20 protein-coding genes and 6 pseudogenes are annotated in these 26,483 nt (G+C 67.5%); 13 read left to right on the top strand and 13 right to left on the bottom strand.

Annotated features, from left to right (window positions below; translation table 11 throughout):
* Positions 1 to 13 precede the first annotated feature (13 nt).
* The 9 genes and pseudogenes from ACZ4D5_RS36930 (at position 14) to ACZ4D5_RS36890 (ending at position 9,913) form a co-directional block, all read left to right on the top strand.
* Positions 14 to 673, top strand: coding sequence for a recombinase family protein (locus ACZ4D5_RS36930; protein ID WP_467776847.1), 660 nt, complete (start codon positions 14 to 16; stop codon positions 671 to 673).
* Positions 674 to 1,132: 459 nt separating this feature from the next.
* Complete coding sequence (locus tag ACZ4D5_RS36925) at positions 1,133 to 3,031, top strand: 1-deoxy-D-xylulose-5-phosphate synthase (protein ID WP_467776846.1); 1,899 nt, start codon at positions 1,133 to 1,135, stop codon at positions 3,029 to 3,031.
* Positions 3,031 to 4,161: a flavodoxin-dependent (E)-4-hydroxy-3-methylbut-2-enyl-diphosphate synthase gene (gene ispG, locus ACZ4D5_RS36920; protein WP_467776845.1), complete on the top strand. Its 1,131-nt coding sequence runs from the start codon at positions 3,031 to 3,033 to the stop codon at positions 4,159 to 4,161. The genes ACZ4D5_RS36925 and ispG overlap by 1 nt, the downstream gene beginning before the upstream one ends.
* Positions 4,158 to 5,141, top strand: a pseudogene (locus ACZ4D5_RS36915) (4-hydroxy-3-methylbut-2-enyl diphosphate reductase); the annotation flags it as partial. The gene ispG and the pseudogene ACZ4D5_RS36915, both read left to right, overlap by 4 nt.
* A gap of 54 nt (positions 5,142 to 5,195) precedes the next feature.
* The gene (locus ACZ4D5_RS36910; protein WP_467776970.1) at positions 5,196 to 6,203 is read left to right on the top strand and encodes a polyprenyl synthetase family protein; all 1,008 of its coding nucleotides are present in this window, start codon (positions 5,196 to 5,198) and stop codon (positions 6,201 to 6,203) included.
* 19 nt (positions 6,204 to 6,222) lie between these two features.
* The gene (locus tag ACZ4D5_RS36905) at positions 6,223 to 7,104 is read left to right on the top strand and encodes an SAM-dependent methyltransferase (RefSeq protein WP_467776844.1); all 882 of its coding nucleotides are present in this window, start codon (positions 6,223 to 6,225) and stop codon (positions 7,102 to 7,104) included.
* A 65-nt stretch (positions 7,105 to 7,169) separates the two neighbouring features.
* Positions 7,170 to 8,225, top strand: coding sequence for a polyprenyl synthetase family protein (locus tag ACZ4D5_RS36900; protein WP_467776843.1), 1,056 nt, complete (start codon positions 7,170 to 7,172; stop codon positions 8,223 to 8,225).
* 31 nt (positions 8,226 to 8,256) lie between these two features.
* Positions 8,257 to 9,204: a terpene synthase family protein gene (locus ACZ4D5_RS36895; RefSeq protein WP_467776842.1), complete on the top strand. Its 948-nt coding sequence runs from the start codon at positions 8,257 to 8,259 to the stop codon at positions 9,202 to 9,204.
* A gap of 37 nt (positions 9,205 to 9,241) precedes the next feature.
* Complete coding sequence (locus tag ACZ4D5_RS36890; protein WP_467776841.1) at positions 9,242 to 9,913, top strand: hypothetical protein; 672 nt, start codon at positions 9,242 to 9,244, stop codon at positions 9,911 to 9,913.
* Here the strand turns inward: ACZ4D5_RS36890 and ACZ4D5_RS36885 are convergent.
* A pseudogene (locus tag ACZ4D5_RS36885) lies at positions 9,893 to 10,104 on the bottom strand (IS3 family transposase); the annotation flags it as partial. The gene ACZ4D5_RS36890 and the pseudogene ACZ4D5_RS36885 overlap by 21 nt on opposite strands.
* Positions 10,105 to 10,144: 40 nt before the next feature.
* The gene (locus tag ACZ4D5_RS36880; protein ID WP_467776840.1) at positions 10,145 to 10,648 is read right to left on the bottom strand and encodes a transposase; all 504 of its coding nucleotides are present in this window, start codon (positions 10,646 to 10,648) and stop codon (positions 10,145 to 10,147) included.
* Between the two features lie 96 nt (positions 10,649 to 10,744).
* Here ACZ4D5_RS36880 and ACZ4D5_RS36875 point away from each other — a divergent pair, with 96 nt between their 5' ends.
* Positions 10,745 to 10,891 carry a hypothetical protein gene (locus ACZ4D5_RS36875; RefSeq protein ID WP_467776839.1) on the top strand — a complete coding sequence of 49 codons (147 nt, stop codon included), beginning with the start codon at positions 10,745 to 10,747 and terminating at the stop codon, positions 10,889 to 10,891.
* A 31-nt stretch (positions 10,892 to 10,922) separates the two neighbouring features.
* Here ACZ4D5_RS36875 and ACZ4D5_RS36870 read toward each other — a convergent pair whose 3' ends face one another.
* A complete protein-coding gene (locus ACZ4D5_RS36870) occupies positions 10,923 to 11,348 on the bottom strand; it encodes a hypothetical protein (protein WP_467776838.1) in 426 nt (141 codons plus the stop codon).
* A gap of 354 nt (positions 11,349 to 11,702) precedes the next feature.
* On the opposite strand from ACZ4D5_RS36870, the pseudogene ACZ4D5_RS36865 reads away from it, so the two are divergent.
* A pseudogene (locus ACZ4D5_RS36865) lies at positions 11,703 to 12,704 on the top strand (IS5 family transposase).
* Positions 12,705 to 13,213: 509 nt separating this feature from the next.
* Here the strand turns inward: ACZ4D5_RS36865 and ACZ4D5_RS36860 are convergent.
* Positions 13,214 to 14,787 (bottom strand): annotated as a pseudogene (locus ACZ4D5_RS36860) (IS1182 family transposase).
* Between the two features lie 295 nt (positions 14,788 to 15,082).
* Between ACZ4D5_RS36860 and ACZ4D5_RS36855 the strand changes: the two are divergent.
* Together ACZ4D5_RS36855 and ACZ4D5_RS36850 are read left to right on the top strand one after the other, a co-directional pair.
* Positions 15,083 to 15,307 carry an ATP-binding protein gene (locus ACZ4D5_RS36855; RefSeq protein WP_467776837.1) on the top strand — a complete coding sequence of 75 codons (225 nt, stop codon included), beginning with the start codon at positions 15,083 to 15,085 and terminating at the stop codon, positions 15,305 to 15,307.
* A 177-nt stretch (positions 15,308 to 15,484) separates the two neighbouring features.
* Entirely contained in the window at positions 15,485 to 16,168 is a 684-nt protein-coding gene (locus ACZ4D5_RS36850) for a hypothetical protein (RefSeq protein WP_467776836.1), read from the top strand.
* A 419-nt stretch (positions 16,169 to 16,587) separates the two neighbouring features.
* Here ACZ4D5_RS36850 and ACZ4D5_RS36845 read toward each other — a convergent pair whose 3' ends face one another.
* From ACZ4D5_RS36845 to ACZ4D5_RS36805, 9 genes and pseudogenes are all read right to left on the bottom strand, one after another.
* Entirely contained in the window at positions 16,588 to 16,911 is a 324-nt protein-coding gene (locus ACZ4D5_RS36845; RefSeq protein WP_467776835.1) for an STAS domain-containing protein, read from the bottom strand.
* An 872-nt stretch (positions 16,912 to 17,783) separates the two neighbouring features.
* The gene (locus ACZ4D5_RS36840) at positions 17,784 to 19,238 is read right to left on the bottom strand and encodes an ISL3 family transposase (protein WP_467776834.1); all 1,455 of its coding nucleotides are present in this window, start codon (positions 19,236 to 19,238) and stop codon (positions 17,784 to 17,786) included.
* A gap of 229 nt (positions 19,239 to 19,467) precedes the next feature.
* Positions 19,468 to 20,258: pseudogene (gene istB / locus ACZ4D5_RS36835) on the bottom strand (IS21-like element helper ATPase IstB).
* Positions 20,258 to 21,793, bottom strand: coding sequence for an IS21 family transposase (gene istA / locus ACZ4D5_RS36830; protein WP_467776833.1), 1,536 nt, complete (start codon positions 21,791 to 21,793; stop codon positions 20,258 to 20,260). Before istA ends, istB begins: the two are co-directional and overlap by 1 nt.
* A gap of 205 nt (positions 21,794 to 21,998) precedes the next feature.
* Positions 21,999 to 22,325 (bottom strand): annotated as a pseudogene (locus tag ACZ4D5_RS36825) (transposase); the annotation flags it as partial.
* Positions 22,326 to 22,835: 510 nt separating this feature from the next.
* Positions 22,836 to 23,183, bottom strand: a complete 348-nt coding sequence (locus ACZ4D5_RS36820; RefSeq protein ID WP_467776832.1) for a cupin domain-containing protein — start codon at positions 23,181 to 23,183, stop codon at positions 22,836 to 22,838.
* Positions 23,184 to 23,493: 310 nt separating this feature from the next.
* Positions 23,494 to 24,606 (bottom strand): Leu/Phe/Val dehydrogenase, encoded by a 1,113-nt coding sequence (locus ACZ4D5_RS36815; RefSeq protein ID WP_467776831.1) that lies wholly within the window; start codon positions 24,604 to 24,606, stop codon positions 23,494 to 23,496.
* A gap of 301 nt (positions 24,607 to 24,907) precedes the next feature.
* Positions 24,908 to 25,132, bottom strand: a complete 225-nt coding sequence (locus ACZ4D5_RS36810; protein WP_467776830.1) for a MarR family winged helix-turn-helix transcriptional regulator — start codon at positions 25,130 to 25,132, stop codon at positions 24,908 to 24,910.
* A 166-nt stretch (positions 25,133 to 25,298) separates the two neighbouring features.
* Positions 25,299 to 26,483: thioester reductase domain-containing protein (locus tag ACZ4D5_RS36805; protein WP_467776829.1), on the bottom strand; the 1,185-nt coding region annotated here is incomplete at its 5' end.

Raw genomic sequence — 26,483 nt, 5'->3', positions numbered from 1 at the left:
GGTCTGCTTTCAGGTGTTCCACGAGAAGGTCTCGACCCGCGTCAAGGTCTGGCCCGAGTACGAGAAGGCCGTCGCCATGGCCCGCCGCCTCAAAGAGCGGCACGCCGACGTGCATGTGATCCTGACCGTGCACGAGTTCCGCCGCCTGGGGTGCGGCACCGACCTGCTCGTCAACGTCGAGGAGCTGCGCAAGGTCGGCATCGCCCTGGAATTCCTGAGCGGCCCGATCACCGGCCTGTGCGCCCCCTGCGACCGGCACGGCCGGGACGCCATCCTCTTCGGGGTGCTCGCCGCGCTGTCCGGCGCGGAGCGCACCTACACCCGCGAACGCACCCTGGAAGGCCAGGAATCCGCCCGCAAGCGCGGCCGCACCGGCGGCCGCCCCCTCGCTGGACGCCGACCAGAACGAGTACGCCCTCGCTCTGCGCGCCAAGGACACTCCGATGAAGGAGATCCAGCAGAAGACCGTCATCACCCGCAGCAAGCACAAGGGCAAGCACCCCAGCCTGCCTACCCTGTACCGCACCCTCGCCGAAGTCGCCTAGGGCGCGGACGCATCACTGTGCCCGGCACCGACGGGAAGACGCCGAAACTCCGCCTGATCAGGCACGTTTCCCGTTCAAGATCCACTGATGGCGGGTTTTGGGCTCACCTTGGCTGGACCCGGAATTGAGCGAAAGAGCCCACACCGCGGACGGTTCTGGTAGAGGTACGGGCCGCCACGTCTGACACGCACGTCCAAAAAGGGGCAGCAGGTTGCCCCTGAACGGGTGCGGAACGCCTGGACCTGGTGGCCACCGCGAGAACGGAACCTGTCTCGTCGTGTGGGGCGCGGGGCTGTTGGTACCTCAGGGGGTCGGGCTGAGGCACAGTCAAGGGCGCAGTGCCGTTCAACGACGGCGTGTTGGTGTGGGGGCGGGAGCGCGTGCGCGACGGCGACGAGTGCGTTGCGGTGTGCTTCGCAGAGCTCCCGGGCGCACTTCGTAGGTCGTGTTCACGTCAATACGCAGGTGGGGTGCGCCTTGTGTGAGCTGGAGTGATCGCCGTCATGGTGGAGGTTCGGCGATGACGGCGCTTGTACGCAGGTGCCGGGTGCCGGTCCTGGTCCACGGTGCGACGTTAGGCCCCAGCTATGTCCCACGTACGACAGCCCTCTCCTGTCCCGGCCGAGGATTCGCTGCTGGAGCGGGTGGCGTGCCCGGAAGATGTCCGGGCGCTGCCGGGCGAGCAGCTGCCGCGGCTGGCAGAGGAGATCCGCCGGTTCCTGGTGGAGAAGGTGTGCGTGACGGGCGGGCATCTGGGCCCGAATCTGGGTGTGGTGGAGCTGACGCTGGCGCTGCATCGGGTGTTCGACTCGCCGAAGGATGCGCTGATCTTCGATACCGGACATCAGGCATATGTGCACAAGATGCTGACCGGCCGGTCCGGCGGGTTCGCCAGCCTGCGCCAGGCCGGTGGTCTGTCGGGGTATCCGTCGCGGTCGGAGTCGGTGCATGACCTGGTGGAGAACTCCCATGCCTCCACTGCCCTTTCGTATGCGGACGGTCTGGCCAAGGCCCGCGCGCTCAACGGGGACAGCGGCCGTGCGGTGGTCGCGGTCATCGGTGACGGCGCGCTGACCGGCGGGATGGCGTGGGAGGCGCTCAACAATCTCGGCGCCGCCCGCGAGCGGCCGGTGATCGTGGTGCTCAACGACAACGGCCGCTCCTATGCCCCCACGATCGGTGCGGTGGCCGCGCACCTGGGCGTCCTCAAGTTCGGCGGCGGCGCGGAGGCTTGCCGGAACCTGTTCACCGATCTCGGTTTCACCTACTTCGGCCCCGTGGACGGCCATGACACGGCAGAGGTCGAGGCGGTGCTGCGCCGGGCCCGCGCGATGCGCCGGCCGGTGCTGGTGCATGTGATGACGGTGAAGGGCAAAGGCTATGCCCCCGCCGAAACGGACGAGGCGGACTGCCTGCACGCGGTGGGTGTGGTGGATCCGGAAACAGGACAGTCGGGCGGGGCCTCGCAGGCCTCGTGGACCAGTGTGTTCGGTACGAGCCTGTGCGAGCTGGCCGCCGTGCAGGAGGACGTGGTCGCGGTGACCGCAGCGATGCTGCGTCCGACCGGCCTGCACGCCATGTACGAGAGGTTCCCCGAGCGGGTCTTCGACGTCGGCATCGCCGAGCAGCACGCGGTGACATCGGCCGCCGGGTTGGCGATGGGCGGCTTCCACCCTGTGGTGGCGATCTACGCCACCTTCCTGAACCGGGCCTTCGACCAGGTGCTGATGGATGTGGCCCTGCACCGGCTGCCGGTCACGTTCGTCCTGGACCGGGCCGGGATCACCGGTCCGGACGGGCCGTCCCATCACGGCATGTGGGACCTGAGCGTGCTCGGTGTGGTGCCGGGCATGCGGGTGGCCGCCCCCAGGGACGCGGTGCGGCTGCGCGCCCAGCTGCGGGGCGCGGCCGCGCTGCAGGACGGGCCGACCGCGCTGCGCCTGCCCAAGGGCGCGGCTGTGGGGGAGATTCGGGCGCGGGTGCGGATGGACGGCCTGGATGTCCTGCACCGCACCACCGGCCGCGGCTTGGACGTTCTGCTGGTGGCGGTGGGTGCCATGGCGCCCACTGTTCTGCGGGCCGCCGAGCGGCTTGAGGAGCACGGCCTGGGCGTCACCGTGGTGGATCCGTGCTGGGTGCTGCCCGTCAATCCGGCGCTGCCCGCTCTCGCATCCCGGCACCGGCTGTGGGCGAGCATCGAGGACAACACGGTGACCGGCGGGGTGGGTTCGGCCCTCGCGGCAGCCTGCTGCAAGGCCGGGGTGAGGATGCCGCACCTCACCCTCGGCCTACTCAGTGCCTTCGTCGAGCACGGCGACCGCGGCCGGCTGCTGGCCCAGAACGGCCTGAGCCCGGACGCCATCACCGATGCCATACGAGAAGCCCTCTCCACAGTGGGCAGCCGACCGGCCGCACCCGGCCGGTCCGTGCCCACGCAACGCATCGACGCGTCCCCCGCCCCCGCCGCGGCCCCAAGGAGGGCGTGATGGCCACGATCGATCTCGGTCTGCCCAGCGGGCCCGCACAGGCTCCATCAGGCCGCCGCCCGACCCGGCAACTGCGCGTCGGCTCGGTGCCCGTGGGCGGCGGTGCACCGGTCTCGGTGCAGACCATGACCACCACCAACACCGCCGACGTGGATGCCACGTTGCAGCAGATCGCCGAGGTCACTGCCGCCGGCTGCGATCTTGTCCGGGTCGCCGTCCCCTCCGCCGACGACGCCGCCGCCCTGCCGAAGATCGCCGCGAAGTCGCCGATCCCGGTGATCGCCGACATCCACTTCCAGCCCCGCTACGTCTTCGCGGCGATCGATGCGGGCTGCGCGGCGGTGCGCGTGAACCCGGGCAACATCAAGAAGTTCGACGATCAGGTGGGCGCCATCGCCAAGGCCGCATCCGCGGCCCAGGTACCCATCCGGATCGGCGTCAACGCAGGCTCCCTCGACGCACGTCTGCTGGCCAAGCACGGCAAGGCCACCGCCGAAGCGCTGGTGGAGTCTGCGCTGTGGGAGTGCTCCCTGTTCGAGGAACAAGGCTTCACCGACCTCAAGATCGCAGTCAAGCACCACGACCCTCTCACGATGATCGCAGCCAACCGGCTTCTCGCCGAACAATGCGACTATCCCCTCCACTTGGGGGTCACGGAGGCCGGACCCGCCTTCCAGGGCGCCATCAAATCCGCTGTCGCCTTCGGCATCCTGCTGGGCGAGGGCATCGGGGACACCATCCGCGTCTCGCTGTCCGCGCCACCCGTCGAACAGGTGAAGGCGGGCTGCCACATCCTGTCCTGTCTCGGCCTGCGCCCCCGCAAACTGGAAATCGTCTCCTGCCCCGGCTGCGGCCGCCTCCAAGTCGACATCCACCGCCTGGCAGCCCAGGTCGAAGCCGCCTTCGACGGCTTCCCCCACCCCTTGCGCATCGCGGTCATGGGCTGCGTCGTCAACGGGCCCGGCGAAGCACGCGAAGCCGACCTCGGCGTCTCCTGCGGCAACGGCAAAGGCCAGATCTTCCGAGGCGGCCAAGTCCTGCGCACCGTACCGGAATCGAAGATCGTCGAAGCGCTGGTGGAAGAAGCCCTCGCTCTGACCGGGGATACCGTCAAGGAGGGAGTGTCATGAACACTGCCAGGTTCGAACCGGAACGCCGGGTGCTGCTGGCCGAGCCCCGCGGCTGCTGCGCGGGTGTGGACCGGGCCGTGGACACCGTCGAGGAGGCCCTGGACAAGTACGGGCCGCCCATCTATGTACGCAAGCAGATCGTCCACAACACCCATACCGTGCAGCGGCTCGCCCAATTGGGCGCCGTATTCGTGGAAGAACTCGACGAGGTACCCGCAGGCGGCATCGTCATCTTCTCCGCCCATGGCATCGCCCCTACGGTACGCAGCGAGGCAACCGCTCGCGGTCTGGCGGTCATCGACGCAACCTGCCCTCTGGTGTCCAAGGTCCACCAGGAGGCCCAGCGCTATGCCCGTGACGGCTACGACATCCTCCTGATCGGCCACGCCGGACACGAGGAAGTCATCGGCACCATGGGCCATGCCCCCGAGCAGGTACACCTGGTCACCGGGCCCGATGATGTGGCCGCGCTGCGGGTGCGCGACGAACAGCGGGTGGTGTGGCTGTCGCAGACCACCCTGTCCGTCGACGAGACCATGACGACCGTCGACGCCCTCAAGCAACGCTTCCCTGCGCTGATCTCCCCGCCCAGCGACGACATCTGCTACGCCACCCAGAACCGGCAGCAAGCTGTCAAACAGCTCGCCGCCGACGCCGACCTGGTGCTCGTCGTCGGCTCTGGGAACTCATCCAACTCTGTGCGCCTGGCGGAAGTCGCGCGCACCGCAGGCGCCGCTGCGCACCTGGTCGACAGCGCGCGAGAGATCGATCCGGCCTGGCTGTCCAGCGTCCGGACGGTGGGTGTGACCTCGGGAGCCTCGGTTCCGGAGATCCTCGTCACCGAGGTCCTCCAGTGGCTCGCCGAGCACGGTTTCGGGCACATCAAGGTGGTGGCCGCCACCGAGGAGCACACCCGGTTCGCCTTGCCCAAGGAACTTCGGCGCAACCTCACCGGGCCGGGAAGTGCCCGCGACGCCGAGCTGCCCGAACAGACCGCAATTCGAGAAGCAGCCGACCGTGTCATCAGCGACCTCGTGGACCGGGAGGTGCCGCGGCTGCACGCCCTGGGACTGGCAGAGCACGAGGAGGCGCTGCGTGCCTTTCTCCTGAACGCGGGCGGCAAACGGATGCGGGCACTGTTCTGCTACTGGGGCTGGTGTGGCGCCAGTAGCAGCAACCGGACAGGCATGGACAGGGTCCATGTGGCGGCAGCAGCCCTGGAGCTGAACCACTCCGCCTTCCTCATCCACGATGACATCCTCGACCGCTCCGAACTCCGCCGCGGCCAGCCCACCCTCTACCGCCGCTTTGCCGCCTGCCATGCGGCCCGGAACGGGCATGGCCCCAGTGGGGCCTTCGGCGACGCGGTCGCCTTGATTCTGGGCGATATCGCCTTTGCCTGGGCCGCGGAACTCATCGACCAGTGCACCACCCCCGGCCCCGCACGGCGGCCCTCGGACGTGTACCACCGTATGAACGCGGACGCCTGCTACGGCCAGACCCTGGACCTGCAGATCCAGGCGGACCGCGAGTACGTGCCCGGCCGCTGTCTGACCGTGGCCACCTACAAAGCCGCCCGCTACATGCTCACACCGCCGCTGCAGATCGGCGCCGCTCTGGCCGGTGCCGACGATGCCGTGCACATGGCGTACGAGGCTTTCGGCACCGCGCTCGGCGAGGCATACCAGCTCCGCGACGACCTGCTCGGAGTCTTCGGCGACCCGGGCGTGACCGGCAAGCCCAACCTGGACGACCTGCGCGAGGGAAAACCCACCGTGCTGTTCGCCACCGCTCTTGAAGCAAGCAGTCCGGCCCAGCGCGGCAAGCTCCTTTCCCTGTACGGCCGGCGCGACCTCGATGAGGCCGCCGCCGACGACCTCCGCACTCTCCTGCACGACACCCAGGCCGCCGCTGCCGTCGAGGAGATGATCCGCGACCGCAGCCGGGCCGCCGCCCGCGCCCTGAAGACCGCACCGATCACCGACGAAGCCAAGACCGCACTCGAAACCCTCGCCGCACACGCACTCTTCCGCACCCGCTGACAGCCCTCTGGAGCCCGCCATGACTCTCGCCCAGGACAACAGCCTGCTGCGCAACGACTTCGAAGCCGACGCCTTCACCTACTACGACACCAAGCGCAACGACGCCCTCAACCTCGACCTCGGCCACAGCGACGGCTTCTACCACCACCACTTCGCCGTCGGCGACTTCGACCACCGCTGCCTCGAGCTGACCGGCGAGGAACGCGAGCAGGCCATCAACGCCGAACTGCACCGCATGGAAACCCACCAGGTCCGCACGATCACCGAGGCCCTGGAGCCGGTCCCGGAAACGGCACGCATCCTCGACGCAGGCTCCGGCCGCGGAGGCACCGCCATCTTGCTGCACAAAGCCTTCGGCTGCCAGGTGGACGGAGTCAACATCTCCACCTACCAGAACAGCTTCGCCCGCGAACAGGCCACCCGGCACAACTGCGCCGACAAGGTCCGCTTCCACGACCGCAACATGGCCGCAACCGGCTTCGCCGACGCAAGCTTCGACTGCGTCGTCACCAACGAGACCACCATGTATGTCGACCCGCACGAGGTCTTCGCCGAGTTCGCGCGCGTCCTCCAGCCGGGGGGCCGCTACGTGATGGTGACCTGGTGCACCAACGACGCCCTCACCACCGAACCGGCCGAAGTACGGGCCATCGACGAGCACTACCGCTGCCACACCCACCGCCGCATCACCTACCTGCGGGCCATGATCGACGCAGGTCTCATCCCCTACCAGGTCGATGACCTCACCCAGCCCGCCATCCCCTACTGGGTGCTGCGCAGCCAGTCCAAACTCGCCACCGGCATCGAGAAGCCCTACCTGGACGGCTACCGCAGCGACCACGTCAACTACATCCGCATCGCAGCCCGACGCGCGTGCGCACCCTCACCCGCCGACATCTGAAGGCGCCCCCTCAGCAGTTCCACTGCCACCTGCTCCCAGCGGGAGCCGGGAAAGGAGGACACCCCGTGAGCACTGCGCACTCCGTCAGCCCGCCGCACCTGCCCGACGTCATCCACCGGGCCCGCGACTACGTACGCGAAGGACTGGAACAGACCCTTGAACGCATGCAGCCCGACCTCGCGCGCATCGGCAGCTACTACTTCGGCTGGAGCGACGCCGATGGCACCCCGACCAAGCGACGCGGCAGCCGCTGTCTCCAGGCAACGATGGCCATGCTGGCCGCCCAGGCAACCGGTGAAGACCCTGCCCGCGCCGTTCCGGGCGCGGTCGCTGTGGAACTCACCCACAACTTCTCGTGCCTGCACGACGACATCGCCGATGGTGACGAGATCCGCCGCGACCGCCCCACTGCCTGGGTCACCTTCGGGGCCGGTCCCACCATCGTGGCCGGGGACTCCCTGCTCAACGAGTCCGTGCGCCTTCTGGCCGCCACTGAGGCGGGCGCTGAGGCCGTACACGTCTTCACCGACGGCGTTGCGCACATGATCCATGCCCAGGCCAGCGAGGCAGCATTCGACCGCGCCGACCCACTCGAGGTGGACCTCGACGCCTACCTCGACTGCTGCCGCGGCAAAGGCGGCGCCCTGCTGGGCACCGCGGCGGTCCTGGGCACCGTCCTGTGCGGCAGGCCATCCGCAGAGGGCGAGCCCCTGCGCCGCGCCGCGCACCATGCCGGCACCGCCTGGCAGGCCGTCAACGACCTGGAGAACATCTGGGGCGACGCCGCCCTGGTCGGCAAACCCGGCTTCCAGGACCTGCGCCTGCGCAAGAACACCATGCCCGTCATCACGGCCGTCAAGTCGTCCGATCCGGGCACCAAGCAACTGCGACAGCTGCTGGCCCAAAGCACCTTGCACGACGACGATCTGCAGGCAGCTGCCGATCTCATCGACGAGCTCGGCGGCAGGACCGCCACAGAACAGATCGCCGAACGCCATCTCGGCCTGGCCCTCGACACGCTGGACGCACTGACGCTTCCCCGCACCGTCCACAACGACCTGGCAGAACTCCTGCAGTTCACGGTGACCCGACGCCCCCGGACACCATCCGGCAAGGAGTGAATATCGCTCTTCCCGACAAGGAGGCAGCACCATGTCACTGACCACCTCCCTGACGATGCCCCTGCCCCGGCACCCGGTACCGGCCGGGCTCGAAGATGTACGCAAGGCGCACCTGGACTGGTTGCACGGTCACGGTCTGCTGGCATCAGATGCCGCCACTGAGCAGTATGTACGGTCCCGAGTTGCTGACCTCGCCGCCTACACCGACCCGTACAGCCGGAACCTGCTGCTGTCCTACAACGTGATCGGATGGATCTTCCGGCACGACGACTGGATGGACACCCCAGCCGCCGACCGCATGGCAGACCATGCGGTGACCGCGGAGCTCATCAGCATCCTGCACCGGCCCGTCACTCCGGCCTGCTCGGTCACTGCGGCCTTCGCCGACCTGTGGGAGCAGCTTCAGGCCGGTATGTCGGAAGCCTGGTGCCAGCGCACGGCGTGGCTGTGGCAGGAGTACTTCCACGCAAATCTTGCGGAGGCGGCCAACCGCCGCGGCGGCAGCGATCTGACCAGCGAGCAGCACATATGGGTCAAAGACAGGGCCATCGCCGCCCACGTGATGTATGCGGTTGCCGAACGCACCGGCGACTTCGAAATCGGCGCCGACGTTTGGCACGCCAGCTATCTCGGCAGGTTGCGCCACCACGTTACCCGTCACCTGGTCCTGCTGAACGAGGTCCAGTCCTTCAGGTGCGACGAAGCCGATGCGCGCACCAATCTCATCTCTCTCATGATGCGGGAAAGGGATCTGACTCTTCCTCAGACACTTGAAGAAGTCAGCAGGGACGCCGAGTGGCACGCGCGTCAGCTGTGCGAGCTCAGCACAGACCTGTCCAGCTTCTGTGACCATCTGCAACTGCCCGACAAAACGCGCGAAAACATCACTCAGCATCTGGAATCCCTGCGCTGCTGGGTCCGCGGATCCTACGACTGGTACGACATCACGTGCCGCTACTCAGTATCGGAATCCCGATAGATCCGAGCTGAAGAAGAGAGCGCGAGAGGTGACCGTCATGTTTCTGTTTCTCCTGTCATCCGCTCTGTTCGCGACCCTTTTCTGGTTTGCGCACTCCGTGCGCCAAGGCTTCCAGGACCGCACATACCCGGTGCCGATCGCGGCAGTGTGCTTTATTACGTCGCTGGATGTGTCATTGGCTCTGGGGGTATACGAGCGATGGATTCCAGGCGTACCTATGTGGGCACTTGCCATTCCGTGGGCGGTAGCCGATTTCACCCTGGTCTGCCAGGTCTTCGCCTACGGACCGGGTAGCTTTCCGAACCTTCCCGGAATCTCTTTCCGATGGTTCTTCTCGCTCTCCCTGCTGATCGGCAGTGCGGCCGCCCCCGTTCTCAAGTACACCCTGCACGACTCCTACGGTGCCTACAATGTGATGCTGTCGGTGCTCATTCCAGCCGTCGGCTACCCCATCATGCTCGCAACCCGGGGCAGCTTGAAAGGCCAGTCCTTTAAAGCGGCGATCTCGTGGCTCGTAATTTGCGTCACAGTCCCTGCCGCCTTCTTCGCGGCGCCACCGGAATTTGGCGTGACCCACCGCTGGCTCATCGGCTACATGGGAGCTGCCTCAGTCATTTTCTCCGCCATGTACCTGGTCATGATGATGCGTATGTCGTCGCGGGTGCATGTCGATGGGCGTGGACTCACGGCGCCGTCCGCGGGCCCGTAGTTCGGCGTGCACGCGCGGGGTGCCATAGGTGCCCTGGTGCTCGGTATGGATGGCACGGATCTCGGCCACGGTCTGCTTCTCCTTGGTCTGGCGCTCGGCGCGCGTCTGCGCGGTGACCTGGTGCCGGTAGCAGCCGGAGCGGGAGACGCCAACGCCCGGCACAGCCGCTTCACGCCGAAATCGGCGCGGTTTTTCGGGCTCTGTCGCAGATTTGGGGGCATGGCTGGTTGATCAAGGCGAGAGCAGGATGCGGCGCCGCAGGAGGTCGAAGTTGGCTCGGCCGTACATCTGTCTCTTGAGCAGTTTGATCCTGGTGACGTTGCCCTCGACTGCTCCAGAGGTATGCGTGGTGGTGAGTGCCGCGAGGACGGCGGCCTGGTCGCGGCGCATACCGCTGGCCAGGGCGCGGAGTTCGCGTTGTCCGTCGAGGCAGACGTCGGCGAGCCAGACCTCAAGGGCCAAGTGCTCGTTGCGCCGTTCACGCAGAATCAGGGCCAGGCGGCGAGCGTACTCAGTGCTCGTGGCCAGTGCAGGGCTGCGATCGCACAGGTCATCAAGGCACTTGCGCTCGGTCTCCGTGAGCTGTTCGGGCCTGCGCATGATCCAGTCGGTGAAGCGACGGACAGTCATATGGGGCAGCGGAGCGTCCGTCGCCAGCACGTCCCCTGCCCGGCCGAGCAGCGCATGTGCGCGCCTGGACTGGGAGCCCACCCGCAGCGAGGGCACGGCGGGCATGTCCTGGCACTGGGGGACGACACGGGATGGAGTACCGCGCGCACCGGTCGCGGAGGCCGGCGCCTGCCCGGTACGACCCAGGATCTGGAGCTCCCGGTGTACGCCGACCCGACCTCCCTCGTCGTCGTGGCCCAGACCCTCGCGGTCGACGGCTTGACCACGTTGGCTGACCGGCTGGCGGAGTGGAGCGGCGCCTCCGCGGTGCGCGAGGCCGTGGAGGACTCCCGGGCGATGCCGCAGTAGCGCTAGCGGCAGACGCTTCAGGTCGTTGGGGTTATACCGGCATGTTCCAGGCCGCTTCCCACAGGCAGTGCAGTGTGTCGGTTTTGGCGTGCAGGACCTCAAGGACGCGGCTGGTGACGGGCCGGTCCAGGACGTAGGTGCCGCGCAGGAGCATGTCGACCTCGTCCTGGGGGAGTGCGCCGTGTGCGGAGTTGCAGATGTCCTCGGCGGTGGGGCAGGAGACGGCCAGGTGCGCGCCGCGGACGGCGACGTAGAAGGCGGACTCCGGAGCGCGGACGTCCCAGCCCGTGTACAGGTCGAAGTCTTGGACGGCAGACCAGAGCAGGCGGATGGACTCGGGCCCCCGAACCCAGGACGAGTGCCCCGAGCGCGGCTTGCCGTTCCTGCGGCGCAGCGGAACAGAGTTCCCGCCGGCTGGCTCGTCCTCAACCGCGCTGTCGGCAACCGGGAAGGGCACCTGCGCCTGGGCCTCTACTGCACACTGCCCTGCCTCATTAGCTCCCACCGACGGCTCTAGCAAGGCCACACCGCACATGCCCACCAGCTCGGGCTGACCGAGGACGAGTTCGCACAGCACGCTGCCACCACAGCGTGCCCTGGAACCCATGCAGGACGACGGCCTACCGCGTGGGCGAGCGTGCGGGACCCTAGAAGTCTGGTGAAAATCTTGCTTCGGCCGCCCGGCTTGCGGGAGTTCACCCTGGATTGTCGATCGGGGCAAAGCGCGACAAGCCGGGCATCATTTCAAGATTGTCAGTGGACTTCTAGGGCCTGTGCGGAGTCGTTATCAGTTTGCCGTTAGAACATTCGTGTGGCACGACGTGAACTGAGCGATGATGAGTGGGTGCTGGTGGAGCCGTTGCTGCCGATAGGCGGGTGCGGGCCGTATCCGTACCGGTTGCGGGACCAGTTCGAGGGCGTGGTCTGGCAGTTCCGTACTGGGAGTCAGTGGCGGGTGGTGCCGGAGGAGTTCGGGGCCTGGTCGACGGTGTACGACTGGTTCCGTCAGTGGCGCGATGCCGGGGTGTTGCAGGCCCTGATGGAGGCGATGATCGCCGTGGCCGCGCGGTGCGGGCAGGTGGACTTGTCGCTGGTCGGTGTGGATTCCACGGTTACCCGTGCGCATCATGACGCGGCTGGCGCGCGGGTGGGTGAGGGCGTCCTGGCTGCCCTGGAGGAGGCTGCCGTGCGATCTAAGGGAGCCGTAGGAGGGGACAACAGGATCAGGAAGGTGTGGAAGACGGCGGGGCGGCCGGTCCCGCCCGTGACAAGCGGCGCCGCGTTCGCCGACGGCGTCGTGCGCGGCTGGGGCCGCTGCCCTGGGGCGTTCGCGGGGCGGGCTGACTAGCAAGGTGCACCTGGCGGCCGAACGGTGCTGCCGTCCGCTGTCCCTCGTGCTCACTCCCGGGCAGGCCGCCGACAGACCGCAGTTCATCCCCGTCCTTGGGGGCATCAAGGTTCGCGGCCCGGTGGGCCGACCGCGCACCCATCCCGACGCGGTCGCCGGTGACAGGGCCTACTCATCCCGCGGTAACAGAGCCCACCTGCGCAGGCGCGGTATCAAGGCAGTGATCCCGGAGAAGAGAGAGGCCAGGCGGCCAACCGGAAGAAGAGAGGATCCGGGGGAGGACAGCCCGTCAGCCATGACGTCGGCCTGCACAAGGACCGCAACATCGTCGCGCGTCTGATCAATAGGCTGAAGGCGTGGCGGGGTATCGCCACCCGATATGACAAGACCTCCGAGAGCTACCTTGCGGCGCTCCACCTCCGCGGCGCGATCATCTGGCTCCGCAGTCTCCGCCCCTCCAGCTGATCACGCTGCGTACAGCCCACGCTCAATGCGCATCCTGCTGGCCAGCCTGTTGCAAACAGGTGCAGGTACGACAATGGGGGACGGGCGCCTCGCTGCTGTGCACCAGGGTGTACCGGCGGGAGTCCTCCTCGGGCACCGCGCTGGCAGCGAGAATCTTGTGGGCCCCACAGGAGCACCAGAGAGCGACCATCGATGGGCGGCGAATGAGCTTGCGGGTCTTAACCTCATGAAGCGGCATACGTCACCACGATCATGCCAGGTGCGCCGCCAAGGAAGGCGCGCATCGGGCACAAAGGGGGCAAACGGCTGCCCCAATTGCCCGCGTTGATGCCTTCAGTGCGCTCTTTGCGCTCCCCTCGCTGTAGTAGCAGCCGACCAGGGGCGAACCCGAAAGCGAAACATCAGCCAGTGGATGAAGTGGTGCTCCGCAGTCTCCGCCCCTCCATCTGATCACGCCTCCACGCAGGCCTTAGAAGTCTGCTGAAGATCTTGCCTGGTCAGCGGGTGTTTCAGGGGATCGTCCCTGCTGTCAGGGGGGCAGGGGCGGTGGCCCAGGTGCCGTCAAGGTGTGTGAGTCCGAGGTTGATCAGCCAGCGGAGGTTGAGGGCGGCGGCCCGGTTGTGGAGCCAGGTGTTGTTCTTCAGGGTGCCCAGGTAGCGCAGGCGCCGGTTGCCGTGGGCGACGAGCCAGGCGACGCCGCGTTCGACCGGTGGTCTCCAACGCCGGTACTGAGCCTGCCAGTGGGGGGGGGGGGGGCGGTAGCGGCCTGATGGCGGGCGGCCGCTTGCTCGTCATGGTGGGGCCGGATCGCAACGACCCGGCCCCGTTTGGCGGTGGTGCACCTTGGCCGCAGCGGGCAGCTGGCGCACAGCACCCCGAAATGGGCCATGCGCTGAAGGTTCGGCCTGGTGGGACCGTGCAGCGGGGCGGTGTGACCGGCCGGGCAGGTCACGGTTGCGGCGGCGGTGTCGATGCGGAAGTCGTCGAGGGTGAACCCGCCGGGCACGGCGCACTTCAAGGGAGCGGGTTTGCAGAACACCTGGTGGCCGGCCTCGACCAGGGCGGCCCTGCAGCTCTGCCCGGAGTAGGCGGTGTCGCCGAAGACGTGCAGGCTGCCGGTCTCCTCCGCCAGCAGTTCCAGCGCCACCGTGCCCTTCGTGTGGTCTCCTCCGCTGCCGGGGCGGAGCGCGACCGCGGTGAACAGTCCGGTTTCCGGTTCGAAGGCGAGGTGCCCCTTGAAGCCGTCCGTGTGGCCATGGGTGGTCTTGTGGATGTGCCGGGACTCGGGGGCGACGGTGGAGAGCGCGCGGTCGGGGGCGGTGCGGTGGGCGATGCGCCAGCGGCCGTCGCTTCCATCGGAGTCGTCGGCGGGTTCCACGTCCTGGCCGGCGACCAGGGCCAGGATGCCGACTGCGTCCGCGGCCTTCTCGCCCAGGTTCTGGTCGGGCAGGTGGCCCAGGGCCTGCAGGGCATCGGTGACCAGGGCGTCGACGAGTTCGGCCCGTGCCTTCGCGTCGTCCCAGGCGATCTTCGGCTTGCCGGGCCCGGCGAGGTAGTCGTGGCCGGTGCACCGGGCCGTCACGGTCGCGGTGCCGCCAGGGACCTCCCGGGCGACCCGGCGGATCGCGGAGATCAGCTGGGTGACGGTGTCCTGGGTGGCCACCGCGTCCTGGAAGACGGTGGAATCCAGTGCCCGCCGGGGGCGGCCGCGCAGGATCCCGGTGGCCTCGACCACCTGCCTGACGGCGGTGAACACGCGGTGCGGATCGCGCGAGTGCTGCAGCCGGCGCCTAAAGTACGTCAGCAGCGAGGAGTCGAACCCGCTATCCAGCAGCCCGAGTCCGCACGCGGCCTTCCATCGCAGGTCGCAGCGGAGTTCCTGGACGGCCTCCATGTCCGACAGGCCGTTCAGGGCCTGCAGCACCACCACCGTGGACAGCACCTGCGGCGGATAGCTCGGCCGCCCGTTGGACGACGGATACATGTCCGCGAACATCCCCGCCGGGAACAGCGCCTCCCGGTGCTCGGCCAGGAACGCGAACACACTCCGCTCCGAGATCAACTCCCGGCAGGTTTCCCACACATCAGGCCCGACCGGCCCCCCGGCCCACTAACCCTGCATACCCACCAGACTGGCCCCGGACCACATGATCCAGGGCCAGAACAGCCGAACATTTTCAGTGATCTTTTAGGGCGCGCGCGGCTACGAGACCGGCATCATCCAGCCCGCGCCGCGGGCTACACGCTCCGCGTCCCCGCGGCGCCCGCGGTCCACCGCCAACTCCTCGATCATTGCCAACCGCTCAACGGCCCCACCGGGATCCCGGCCCAGTGCAAGGCCCGCCGCGAGTACGCGAGCCGCGTCAACACGCTCGGGGATGGCGCCTGATCACACGCCGTTCCAGATCTTCACCGAGCGCGAGGAGTGCAAAGCCACCGCGGTGGCCACCAACGCACCGTTCGCGGAATGGGACAAGATCTTCGCTGACCCGAGGCTCTGCGCGGACATCGCCGACCGGGTCACTTTCTGCTACACGTTGACCCAGACTGGCACCGAGTCCTACCGCAACCAGGCCACCGAAGCCGAATGCCAGACCCGCTGATGGACTACCTCTTTACGATCACCGCCCAGCGGAACCTGGTCGCCGACGCCCACGGACCGCGCCGAAGGCGACCTGTGTGCTCCCTTGCGCCCGCACTGCGCCCCAGGACCTGCGGGTATGCCCTGTACGTAGCATGCATCGGGGTCATACCCACGAGCTCGGAGGTCCGCTCGGATGATGCCAGTGATCGCCCGGATCGGGCGGTGCAAACGGCACCTTTCCCAACATCCCTTCCTCCTCTTCCTCAAGGACCAGGACATCGACCCGCGTAGGCGCATGAGCTTCGCTCCCTGCCTGGCCCCCTTTGTGATGGGGTTTAGCGACGTCAACGCGTTTGGTCTGCGCGACGAGACCACCGCCGACGACCATCTTCAGCGTCTGGTCAACGAGCACACGCGTGAAGACGACCACCACTGGCCGATGTACCTCGACGACCTAAGCACCCTCGGATTCAACATGTCCGGTCCACCGGTGGACACCATGCGGAAGCTGTGGGGCGACAGGTGCGAGAGAACCCGGCAACTGACCTATGGGTTGATGGCTTTCGCCAAGTCCTCGAACCCGCGGCTTCGGGTCGCTCTGGTCGAAGCCGTTGAAGCGACCGGTTTCGTGGCCTGGCGTGCCTTCCTCGTCGCCGCCAACGACTACACCGCGGCCACCGGACACACCCTGCGCTACTTCGGAGCCGAGCACGCTGCCCTGGAAAGCGGGCATGCCATGGGCGCCGACGACATCGACCGCGAACTGCGTCAGATCGACCTGGGGCCGGACCGGCCACGTGCCCTGAGTATGGTCGATGAGATCTTCGCCCTTTTCAATCGGATGCTGGAGGAGCAGCTGGAACACATCCACGCCGCGTGACACCTAGGGGTCCATGCACCGCCCTGCCCTCAGCGCAGCGGCGCTGGTGCCAAGTGGGTACCGCGAGGCTGACGGCGCGACTCATACACCGGTCTCCCACCAGTGCGCGCTCGTCAATTCGGCGATCACAACCGAACGGCAGGCCCAGCTAGCCCGGTGATCGAGTACCTTGGTCCCGACGCCCAGCACATCTGGGCCGCACCTTCCGCGGGACGCAAGCGGCCGTCACCCGTCAGCCGGTGACACCCGCCGTCCCTTGAAGAGTCACCGACTCCGCCCGGGATACTCCTCGGGTCAGTACCCGGGGCCGCGAGTGAACCGCAGCCGCCTATGGTGCCGCCCCGTCCAGGGGCACGTCATCCGCAATGGCATCTGTCCACTCTCCGCGCACCGCCCACGGAACGGGAACGCCCGGTCCTTCATCGCAGAGTTGTCGGGCCGGGGTCTCCCGGGGCCCGAGGGGCGGTGCGGAAGAGTTCGGTTCCGGTGAGCTGGAGGGCGTGCTGAATGGTTGGTGAGTAGTGGGTCAGGCGCAGGTGTCCGTGGGCGTGCTGGCTGTGGCGGTGATGGGCGAGCAGGATGTCGAGGCCGCTGGAGTCGAGAAGGGTGATCTCGGCAAGGTTCAGCTCGACGGGTCGGTGCAGCAGCGGCGCGAGCGCGGCACGCGGCGCCGGACGGCTATCGATGTCCAGTTCCCCGCTGGCGCGGACCAGGACAGGATCGAGGCCGGAGACGATGTCCACATGCGGCACTTGCCGGGGGCCGGGAGCCATAGCAGCAGCAACGCTACCGGTGATCAGTCACGTGATAGCGCGCCAGACAGGAGGCCATCAACCACCCGCGGTCACAGCGGGTCCTTCCGTGGGGAACCTGCGTCAGTTGAAGAGGCGAGTCCACCAGAGGCCGTCTGCCCGGCCTCGACGCAGACGCAATGCTCGAGATGCACGTTCAGCGAGTCACGGTCTTTCTGAGGACCAGGGCCTGCGCGAAGTCGTGATCAGCTGTAGGGCGGAGTCTGCGCAGTACCGCTTCACGCAATGGCTGGTGCTTCGCTATCGAGTTCGCCCTTAGGCGGCTGCTACTCCAGTGGAGGCAGTGCAAAGAGCGCACTGCGGGTATCAACGCGGGAAATCGGAGCGATCATCTGCCTATTTATGCCTGATGTGCGCCTTCCTTGGTGGCGCGCCTGGCGTGATCATGATGAATTATGTCGCTTCACGAGGTTAAAACCCGCAAGCTCATCCGCCGCCCATCCATGGTCGCTCTATGGTGCTCCTGCGGAGCCCACAAGATTCTCACTGCCAGAGCGGTACCCGAGGAGGAATCCCGCCGGTACGCACTGGTGCACAGCAGCGAGGCGCCCGTCCCCCATTGCCGTACCTGCACCTGTTCGCAACACGCTGGCCAGCAGGACGCGCATTGAGCGCGGGTCGTCCGCAGTCGTGATCAGCCGGAGGGGCGGAGGCTGCGGAGCCAGATGATCGCGCCGCGGAGGTGGATCGCTGTCAACGGCCTCTGGGGACGCCCCGCTGGCGGCCTTGAGACATCCCCGCCGGTGGACGGCATGTCGGGCTCTCGCAAGATTTTCGTGACGCGATGACCGTGGGTGACCTCGTCATGCGAGCAGGATGCGGTGGCGGAGGAGCCGGTGGCCGGCACGGCCGAACATCTGGCGTTTCAGCATCTTGATCCTGTTGACGTGCCCTTCGACGACGCCGGAACTCCAGGGCAGGGTCAGCCCCGCTCGGACCGCGTCGAGGTCGCCGACCAGGCCGCGGGCGAATCCGTTGAGTTCCGGGATGCCGCTGTTCCTGGCGGAGTCGAGCCAGTCGTCGAGCTTCTCGGCGCCTTGGCGGTGGACGAGCATCTCGGCGAATTCCCCGACCAGGGTGCGGAGTTGTGCCAGCTCCGGGCAGCGGGTGCTCAGTTCCTTCAGCAGTGCCTGGTCCGGTTCGGGCAGTGCGTCTGGGTGGGTGAGGATCAGCCCGCTGGCCTCCCGAGCTTTCGGTGCCAGGGACCTGGGGGTGGGGGCGCCGTGTTCGCGCATGCGGTGGACGAAGCGGCGGACGGTGCGCTGGCCGACGCGGATGCCGCGGGTGGCGAGTTCGGCGTGCAGGATGTGGGCGCCGGTGACGCCCTCGTCCCAGCGTCGGGCGAGGTAGTCGGCGTGCGCGTCGAGGGTGCCGGTGCGGCCGGACGGGCCGTGGGTGAGGATCTCCTCGACGGTGGCGGCGCGCATGAACCGGCGGACCGTCTTCTGATCCAGCCGCAGTTCGCGAACGATGCCCACGGTGCCCACGCCGCGTTCCATCAGGGCGTGCACGGCGGTGTGCCGTTCGCGGTTGCGGCGGGTGAGTTCGCCCTCGGTCTTGTCCGGCAGCACCTCAGCTGTGGTCAACGCCTCACGTTCGGGCGGCAGCCAGCTGGAACGGAGCCGCCCGGTGGCTCGCTCCACCGCCGTGCCGAGGTTCTGCCAGAGGTGGTAGCGATCAGCGCACTGGCGGGCTTCGGGGGCGCCGCGGCGGGCGCCGTCGCCGAAGCAGTTGGCGCGGTCGCGGCAGATCACCTCGGTGCCAGGGTGAGCCTGGAGCCAGGCCGCCAGAACGTCACCGCGGTAGTCGTCCAGGACGTCGATGACCCGGCGGGTCTCGATGTCCACCAGCACCGTGCCGTACCGGCGCGACCGCTTCAGCGCGAACTCGTCCACCCCCAAGATCCGAGGGCATGTCACGGCGGGCAGGGGCAGCGCGAGCACGGTGGACAGCAGTGTCACCCGGCTGACCACAACGTTCAGCACCGTCAGCAGCCGGGCCCCGGCGCTGCCGGCCAGTGGCAGCCCGACCGCCTGCAGTATCCCCAGCAGCAGCGGGGTGTACCGGCCGTAGCGGATAGTCAGCCCCTCGACTTGCTCCGCGAACGTACGCCGCGGGCAGTCCGACGCATCGCAGAACAGCCGCCGCACGGTCAAGTCGATGACGACCGGTCTGCCGCCGACCCCGGCGTCCGCGAGGTGCCGCTGGTAGCGGCTGTGGACCCGAGCCGAAACCGTTCCGCGGTCCGGACACGGCAATCCGACTCGTCACGGGTACGCGCGGTGATGCGCAACACCCCGTGCTCCACGGCCACTTGCTCCACCAGCACCTTCTCCAGGTGCGGGAACACAATCTTGAGCACGTCCGCACACACTGCGGACGATGGCACCGCCGTGACGTTCTGTCATCGCGTCACGAAAATCTTGCGAGAGCCGCATGTCGCCCCACTCGCGGCCAGATATCTCCCCGCCCTTCGGTCGGTGTGGATCAGCTGAAGGGCTTCACCCCCTTCCCGGTGGTGGCTTCGGTGAGCCGGAACGAATCACCTTGAGTGACAACGACATGAGCGTGATGCAGAAGGCGATCGACAGTCGCTGTGGCCAAGGTCTTGGGCATGATCTCGTCGAAGCCAGAGGGGTGAAGGTTGCTTGAAACCGCGATCGAGCGTCGTTCGTATGCGGCATCGACCAAGCGATAAAAGCCCTCGGCGGCGTCCTCGGAGACGGGCAGGAGCCCGATGTCGTCCACGATGATCAGGTCCGAGCGGATGATCCTCGCAAGGGCCCGGGCGATCGAGTCGTCCGCGCGGTGGCGGCGGACCAGTGAGCCGAGGTCCTCGATGGTGAACCAGGAGACGGCCAGGCCGGCCTCGACCGCGGTCTGCCCGAGGGCCTCGGTGAAGTGGCTCTTGCCCGTGCCGCTTGGTCCACAAATGCAAAACGACTCCCGGCGGCCGACCCACTCCAGCGTCTTGAGCGCGTCCTGGGTGGCCCTGGGGATTGAGGACTCGGTCTCGCGCCAGTCGCCGAAGGTCTTGCCGGTAGGGAAGCCGGCCTGCTTGCGGCGGGTGTGCAGGTTGGCGCGGTCGCGCCCGGCGGCTTCCTCTGCGAGGAGGACCCTCACGACCTCGGCCGGGTCCCACCTCTGGCCTTCGCGGTGGGGATGATGTCGGTCAACGGCCGGCGGATGTGCGGGAGTTTGAGCCGCTTGGTCAGCTCGATGGCCTCGGCAAGCGGGTCGCCGTTGGTGCCGGGAACGGTGCGAAGAGGGGTGGCCATCAGGCGAGTTCGCTTTCGTCGTACTCGGAAAGGTCCGAGGCGGTGGTGGACAGGCCGAAGGTGGACCAGGCGCCGGTGCCCGGCTGCAGGGAGTGGTCCTCGCTGCGGCGATGAGGCTCGGCCAGGCCGTGGACGGCCTGGTAGTCGAGGATGGACAGCAGGTCCTTGTCGGCGAACCGGCCGGTGACCGCGGCGGTGCCGAGCGCGCGGTCAACTTCCGCCGCGGAATGCAGTTTCGACAGGGCGACGGCCTCGGTCATCTTCGCCTTGATCCTGCGGACCCCGGTCGCAGCTGCTTCGATCAGCCAGGACGCTGCCCCGGGACCGAGGGCGAGGAACGCTGCTTCCTCCGCGCTGGTGGCCCTCGGGGTGCGGTCGACGTTCTTGTCCTCGCGGGGCGGGTAGTGGGCGTCGTCCAGGACCGGGGAGCCGGGCTCGCCGCGCTGGTGGCGGGCGACTTCACGGGCTGATCCGTGTTCGTCGACGGCGGTGACGATCAGCTCGTCGCCGTGGAAGCGGGCCCAGACGCGGGTGTCGATCAGCTCGTGCGGCACTGAGTAGCGGACCGCCTCAACGGAGATCGTCGACTCCCAGGTGACCCGGCGGGTGGTGCCGAAGGCCGCGGTGAAGGGGCTCTTCGGCAGCGGGTGCAGCCGCTGGGCTTCCTCCGCGAGCCGCTCGACGGGCTTGCGCCGAGTCGCCTTGTGCGTGCGGGAGTTGACCTCCTCGCAGAAGGCCCGGCAGGCCGCCTCCAATTCGCCGAAGGTCTGGTACTGCTCACGCAGATTGACGTCCCTGGGCACCAGGTCCGCCTTTGCGATCTTGACGGTGGACTCGCTGCCGCCCTTCGTCTCCGGATCCGCCGGCAGACAGGTACGTATGGTCGTGCCGTAGTGCCGGGCCACCTCGACGACGTCCGGGTTGCGGACCGCGATTCCGGCGACGTGGTCGGTTGTGACCGTCTTCTCGTTGTCCGTGAGCACGTAGGCCGGGATGCCGCCGATCCTGCGGAATGCGGCGTCCAGACATGCGGTGATCGTCGGCAGCGTCTTGTCCCAGATCGGGATGACGACCCGGAACCGCGACCAGGCCAGCCAGGCGCAGAACAGCGTGGTCTTGCGTCCCTTGATCACCGGCCCGTCGCCGAAATCGTATTGAAGCCAGAGCCCCGGTTCGGTCACCCACGGTCGATAGACCCGCCGCCGACCGGACCTGAACTGGGCTTTCGCCTCGGCGACGGTGCGGCGGGTGGTGCGTTCCCCGCCGGTGAAGCCCATCGCAGTGATCCTCTTGTGGACCACGTCCGCGCGGATCTTGCCCTGCGAGCGGACCACCAGTTCCTCGATCTTCGGCAGATAGTCGTCGATCTGCCGGGCCCGGTGACGGCGCTTGTCGGGCTGCTGCCCGGCCGCCCGCATCTTCACGTATCGGGCCACCGTGTGGTGGTCGCACCCGGCCAGCTCGGCCGCGGCGCGGTAACTCCCCGTGAGGTCGTAAGCCTCCAGGATCTCCATGATCTCCCTGCTGTTCTTCACCCGCTCCAGCGTCGTCGAGCGGGATTACTCGGAGCGAGCGGGGAGAAATCTGGCCGCACCCGGGGACCCCATGCCGTACGTGGGGAAAACCGTGGCCATAGATTGCGCCGTAAGTGGCCGCCAGCGTGGAGCTTACGGAGACCGCCGTCACCCGCCCAGGAGTGAGCACGAGGGACAGCGGACGGCCACGCCCTTTGGCGGCAGGTGCACCTTGCTGGTCAGCCCGGGTGACCGTGGAATCCACACTGACCAGTGACAGGCCCACCTGCCCGCGCCACGCGGCCACGGCGATCATTGCCTCCGTCAGGGCCTGGAACACCCCGGCATCGCGCCACTGACGGAACCGGTCGTACACCGTCGACCAGGCCCCGAACTCCTCCGGCACGTCCCGCCACTGGCTCCTGGTACGGAACCACCAGATCACGCCCTCGAACTGGTCCCGCAATCGGTGTGGATACGGCCCTCACCTGCCTATCGGCAGTAATGGCTCCACCACCACCCACTCATCATCGCTCAGTTCACGTCGCACCATACAAATGCTCTACCAGCATGCTGATTACAACTCCGTACTGGCCCTAACAGGCGAGCGTGGCAGCGCCCTGCGTAGCCCGAAGCAAGTTGAGTGGACTCGGGCCACACTCCCACCACGTTGCCACGCCCCTCCCGACCGGGAAACAAGCCAGGGCCCAGGACGTCGTCAACGCCACTCGGGCCGCGCTTCATCGCGCCCCCGCCCTGGGCCTGGGTGTACCCGCACGGCGATCTTTGAGTCGAACTGCCCAACAGCGCCTTCTCACCGCTCACGGTCACGACCGGCGGCTGTACGCCCTGGGTGACGTTAGGCGGGGGATGCATGTGTTCACCTTCAGGATCGCTGCCCTCGGTGAACGGGCTCGTAATGTCGTCTGCGCCCTGCTGAGACACCGAAAGCAGGTATACGGCATGCGCACATCTGCAGCGCTGCCGTGAGGCACCGGACATTGGGCGCGCACAGCAGCGCGGTCATTCGAGGCCGCCGAAGAGGGGGGGGCGACACTGGGCATCATGCCGGACCGGGGTCGGGGACGGGCACCGATAGGGGACTGGCGTGTGGAATGAGGTACAGGCACCACAGGATGACAGGTGTGGAGCCGGGGTTGTCGCCGATGTGGATTTTGCCAGGGCCAGGGAGTTCGACGAAGCTCGTGCCGGGCGGGTGAGTGGTGACAGTGCCGTCGGCGAACCTGTGCCGCAAGGTTCCTTGGCCCACAGTGACCAGCAAAGGGCCGGGATGGTAGTGCCAGCCAGTCGATGAGCCGCTGGAAAGGGTGATCTGCCGGAATTCCAAGGAGACGATCTCGATGGCCTGCCACGGGAGCGGGGCGTCCAACAAGCCGTGCGCCAGAGTCATGGCCGAGGGCAGTGTGGGGTGCTGATGCTGGGCGGGTTGTTCCATGCGCTGCCTTGGTTGGGTTGGTTGTCGTGCGCGGTTGGCGGAGTGCGTCGTGCTCGTGTGGGTGGGACGCTGCATCCGGCCTTTCCAGGGGACATTCAATCCGTGTCGAGGGCGAGCCGCATAGCGCGGGCGACGGGGATGTCGTCGTCGGATACACCGGGGGAGTGGGGTGGGGGCCGCCGAATCGGAGTCGGATTCGTCCCAACGCGGCTATGACGAGAACACATTCGGGCAGACGTGCATCGAGAGAACCGCTGTACCGTACTCATACTCGAACCCTTGGCGGAGCCTTGGTCAGTCGCTGTTCGGCGATCCGGTCAGCCGCTGTGGCCGGCGGAATGCCCTGGGTCGTGGCGTACCTAAGGATTTCGAGGGTGGTGTCGTAGATGCGCGCTGCCTTGGCCTTGCACCTGTCGAAGTCGAAGCCGTGCAGTTCGTCGGCAACCTGGATGACTCCACCGGCGTTCACGACGTAGTCGGGGACGTAGAGAGTTCCCCGTGACGCGAGGTCCTTCTCCGCTCCTGGGTACTCGAGCTGATTGTTGGCAGCACCGCAGACGGCCTTGGCAGAGATCGCGGGGACGGTGGTGTCATTAAGTGCGCCGCCCAGGGCGCACGGGGCGTAGATGTCGAGAGGGCCGACTGTGGTGCCCCGGATCAGTGCCTCGGTGTCGGACACGGCCGTCACCTTTCCCGGGTGCCTCTCGGTGATCCTGCGTACGCGCTCCTCGCGTACGTCCGTGATGAGCACCTCAGCACCGTCTTCGATGAGGTGTTCGGCCAGGCGGCGGCCGACCTTGCCCACCCCGGCGATCCCGATAGTGCGGCCGCGCAATTCCGGTGTGCCCCACAGGTGGTGGGCTGTGGCGCGCATGCCCTGGAGTACACCGAAGGCGGTCAGTACGGAGGAATCGCCGGCGCCGCCGCTCTGGGCGGAACGCCCCGTTGTCCAGGGGCACGCACGGGAGATCACATCCATGTCCGCGACGTAGGTGCCGACATCGGCGGCGGTGATGTAACGGCCGCCGAGCGAGGCGACGAACCGGCCGTACGCGAGAAGGAGTTCTTCGCTCCTGAGCTGCTCAGGATCGCCGATGATGACGGCTTTGCCGCCGCCGAGGTCAAGTCCGGCCAGGGCGTTCTTGTACGACATCCCGCGGGCGAGTTCGAGCGCGTCGGTGACGGCCTGTCCCTCGGAGGCGTAGGGATGGAAGCGGGTACCGCCGAGGGCGGGGCCCAGGGCGGTGGAGTGGATGGCAATCACAGCTTTGAGGCCGCTGGCCCGGTCTTGGCAGAGCACGACCTGCTCATGGCCGGTCCGATCGGAGTGGAAGAGGGTTTGCAGTACGTCGGCAGCTGCGTTGGTCGCTTGGTTCACGGTGAGGCTCCCGGGGCAAGAGTCTTCGGCGCGCCCCCGCGAGGCGACGGCTGCGGCTACGCGGAGTCGTGGCCGCCTGGGCCCGCGGGGATACGCGGTGTCAGCTGTACGCAGGTGCTGCAATGGGAACAGCTGGATCTCGGCTCGTGATGTGCAGTGGCTCCAGGAGCCGCACGATCTCCTCCTGCTCGGTTCGGCCGTAGCAGGCCAGACCGAACTGCGTTAGAGCCAGCTCGTGTACCGCCGCTTCGGCTCGGTGTCGGCCGGTGGTGGTGATGACGGCGAGCGTGCTGCGCGCGTCCTACGGGTTGAGGCTGCGGGTGAGTAGTCCTTGACCGGCGAGTCGGTTGACCGTATGGGTCACTGTGCTGGGGTGGACCATGAGGCGTTCGCCGATCCTGGCCATGGCCAGAGCGCCGCCGGGGCTGAGCGAGAGCATGGCCAGCACTTGGAGTTGGGGGAAGTTGAGCTCGTGGGGGCGGATCACGGTGTCGGCGTGTCGTTGCAGGATCCGGGACGAACGCATGACGCAAAGAGATGCCGCCAGAGCGGGGTCGGCCCCCCAGCTCCAGCCATGCCCGGCAGGAAGGTTGATCGGATCGCATGGTGTGCGCAGAGCACCCATCGAAGTCTCCTCTGAAGCATGGCCGGGCAGGGGCTGAGATCTCACCCCGCAGGCATTCCGCGGGGCGCTATCGATGCGAGATGAGGAAGCCGATCTCCTCGAAGTAGTCCAGGTAGCGATCGATCAACGTTCCGTCGACGGGCGGGCATGTGTTACTTGACGCTGAGGCGGTTGTCTCGAAGGTGTTCTGCTCGGGCGCAGGCACAGTGTCACAAAGGTCGTGTGGTGAGTCGGTTCGCGCGAGTGGGCCTGCAGATGAGGTGAGCAGCGGCAGGAAGGGGGTGAGCGCGAAGTCGGGAGATGCGGCCGCGCGCCGAGTGGTCTCCTTCAACCAATGGGCGTACGGCAGTCGACGCACGCTGCATCCGCGCGCCCGGAGCCGGTCGACGACCAGTTCGAAGTCCGTGGGCTGAGGGTTGGCGATGGGATAGATCTGGCCGCGCGGTGGCTCGTGGGCGAACAGATGAAGGAGCGTGTCAGCTGCGTGGTCCACCGGGATGAGGTTCAGCGGGAGCGGCAGATCCGGGGCGATTCCGGTGTCTTCGACGGCCTTGATCAGGGCACAGACCAGGGCGCCGGTGGGCCAGGTGCCCCGGTCGGAGGCCCCGCTGATCTCGTGTGGGCGGTAGATGGACAGCGGCAGCCCTCGCCTGGCGGCTTCCAACAAGAGGCCCTCGGCCACCCACTTGCTCTGGGCGTAGCCGGTGCGAAGCCGTTCTGGATTCCGCAACTGCGCTGTCTCGGGAAGGTGGTTGTGGCTGATGAACCCGTCACCCATGACGGTATCGATGGTGGAGAGGTAGTGCACCGGCTTGAGGTGGTGTGTCGTGGCCAGACGCAGCACGGTGCGAGTCCCGTCCACGTTGGCCGGACGCAGGGCGACGTATGGGTAGGCGAAGTTGACTTGAGCGGCATTGTGGATCACAGCGTCGACATCGCGGGCCAGTGCGTCGAAGCTGTCCGGGGACAGTCCGAATCGGGGGGATGTCAGGTCGCCGGGGACGGCAATGACACGCTGCCAGGTGTGGTCGGTGGTGGTCAGGCCGAAGCGCTCCATGGCCGCGCGCAGGCGCCGACGGGCGTGGGCTTCGTCGGTCGCCCGGACGAGGCAGTGCACGGCGTGGTCGGTCCGCCGCAGCAGGCGGTCCAGAAGGAAGGCTCCGAGGAACCCGGTGGCACCCGTCAGCAGTGTCGGTCCCCGCACCAAAGAGCTCCGGGAGCGGGCCGGCGGAAAGTGGAGGGGCAGACCCTG

Source organism: Streptomyces sp. NPDC025651, from assembly GCF_055558735.1.
This window is presented reverse-complemented; position numbering and strand designations above follow the sequence as displayed.

Bases quoted from the DNA above. Each gene is read 5' to 3' on its own strand.
- ACZ4D5_RS36925 (WP_467776846.1), top strand. From the start codon at position 1,133: ATGTCCCACGTACGACAGCCCTCTCCTGTCCCGGCCGAGGATTCGCTG.
- ispG (WP_467776845.1), top strand. From the start codon at position 3,031: ATGGCCACGATCGATCTCGGTCTGCCCAGCGGGCCCGCACAGGCTCCA.
- ACZ4D5_RS36905 (WP_467776844.1), top strand. From the start codon at position 6,223: ATGACTCTCGCCCAGGACAACAGCCTGCTGCGCAACGACTTCGAAGCC.
- ACZ4D5_RS36895 (WP_467776842.1), top strand. From the start codon at position 8,257: ATGTCACTGACCACCTCCCTGACGATGCCCCTGCCCCGGCACCCGGTA.
- ACZ4D5_RS36890 (WP_467776841.1), top strand. From the start codon at position 9,242: ATGTTTCTGTTTCTCCTGTCATCCGCTCTGTTCGCGACCCTTTTCTGG.
- ACZ4D5_RS36880 (WP_467776840.1), bottom strand. From the start codon at position 10,648: ATGCCCGCCGTGCCCTCGCTGCGGGTGGGCTCCCAGTCCAGGCGCGCA.
- ACZ4D5_RS36855 (WP_467776837.1), top strand. From the start codon at position 15,083: ATGGCGCCTGATCACACGCCGTTCCAGATCTTCACCGAGCGCGAGGAG.
- ACZ4D5_RS36850 (WP_467776836.1), top strand. From the start codon at position 15,485: ATGCCAGTGATCGCCCGGATCGGGCGGTGCAAACGGCACCTTTCCCAA.
- ACZ4D5_RS36820 (WP_467776832.1), bottom strand. From the start codon at position 23,183: ATGACTCTGGCGCACGGCTTGTTGGACGCCCCGCTCCCGTGGCAGGCC.
- ACZ4D5_RS36810 (WP_467776830.1), bottom strand. From the start codon at position 25,132: ATGCGTTCGTCCCGGATCCTGCAACGACACGCCGACACCGTGATCCGC.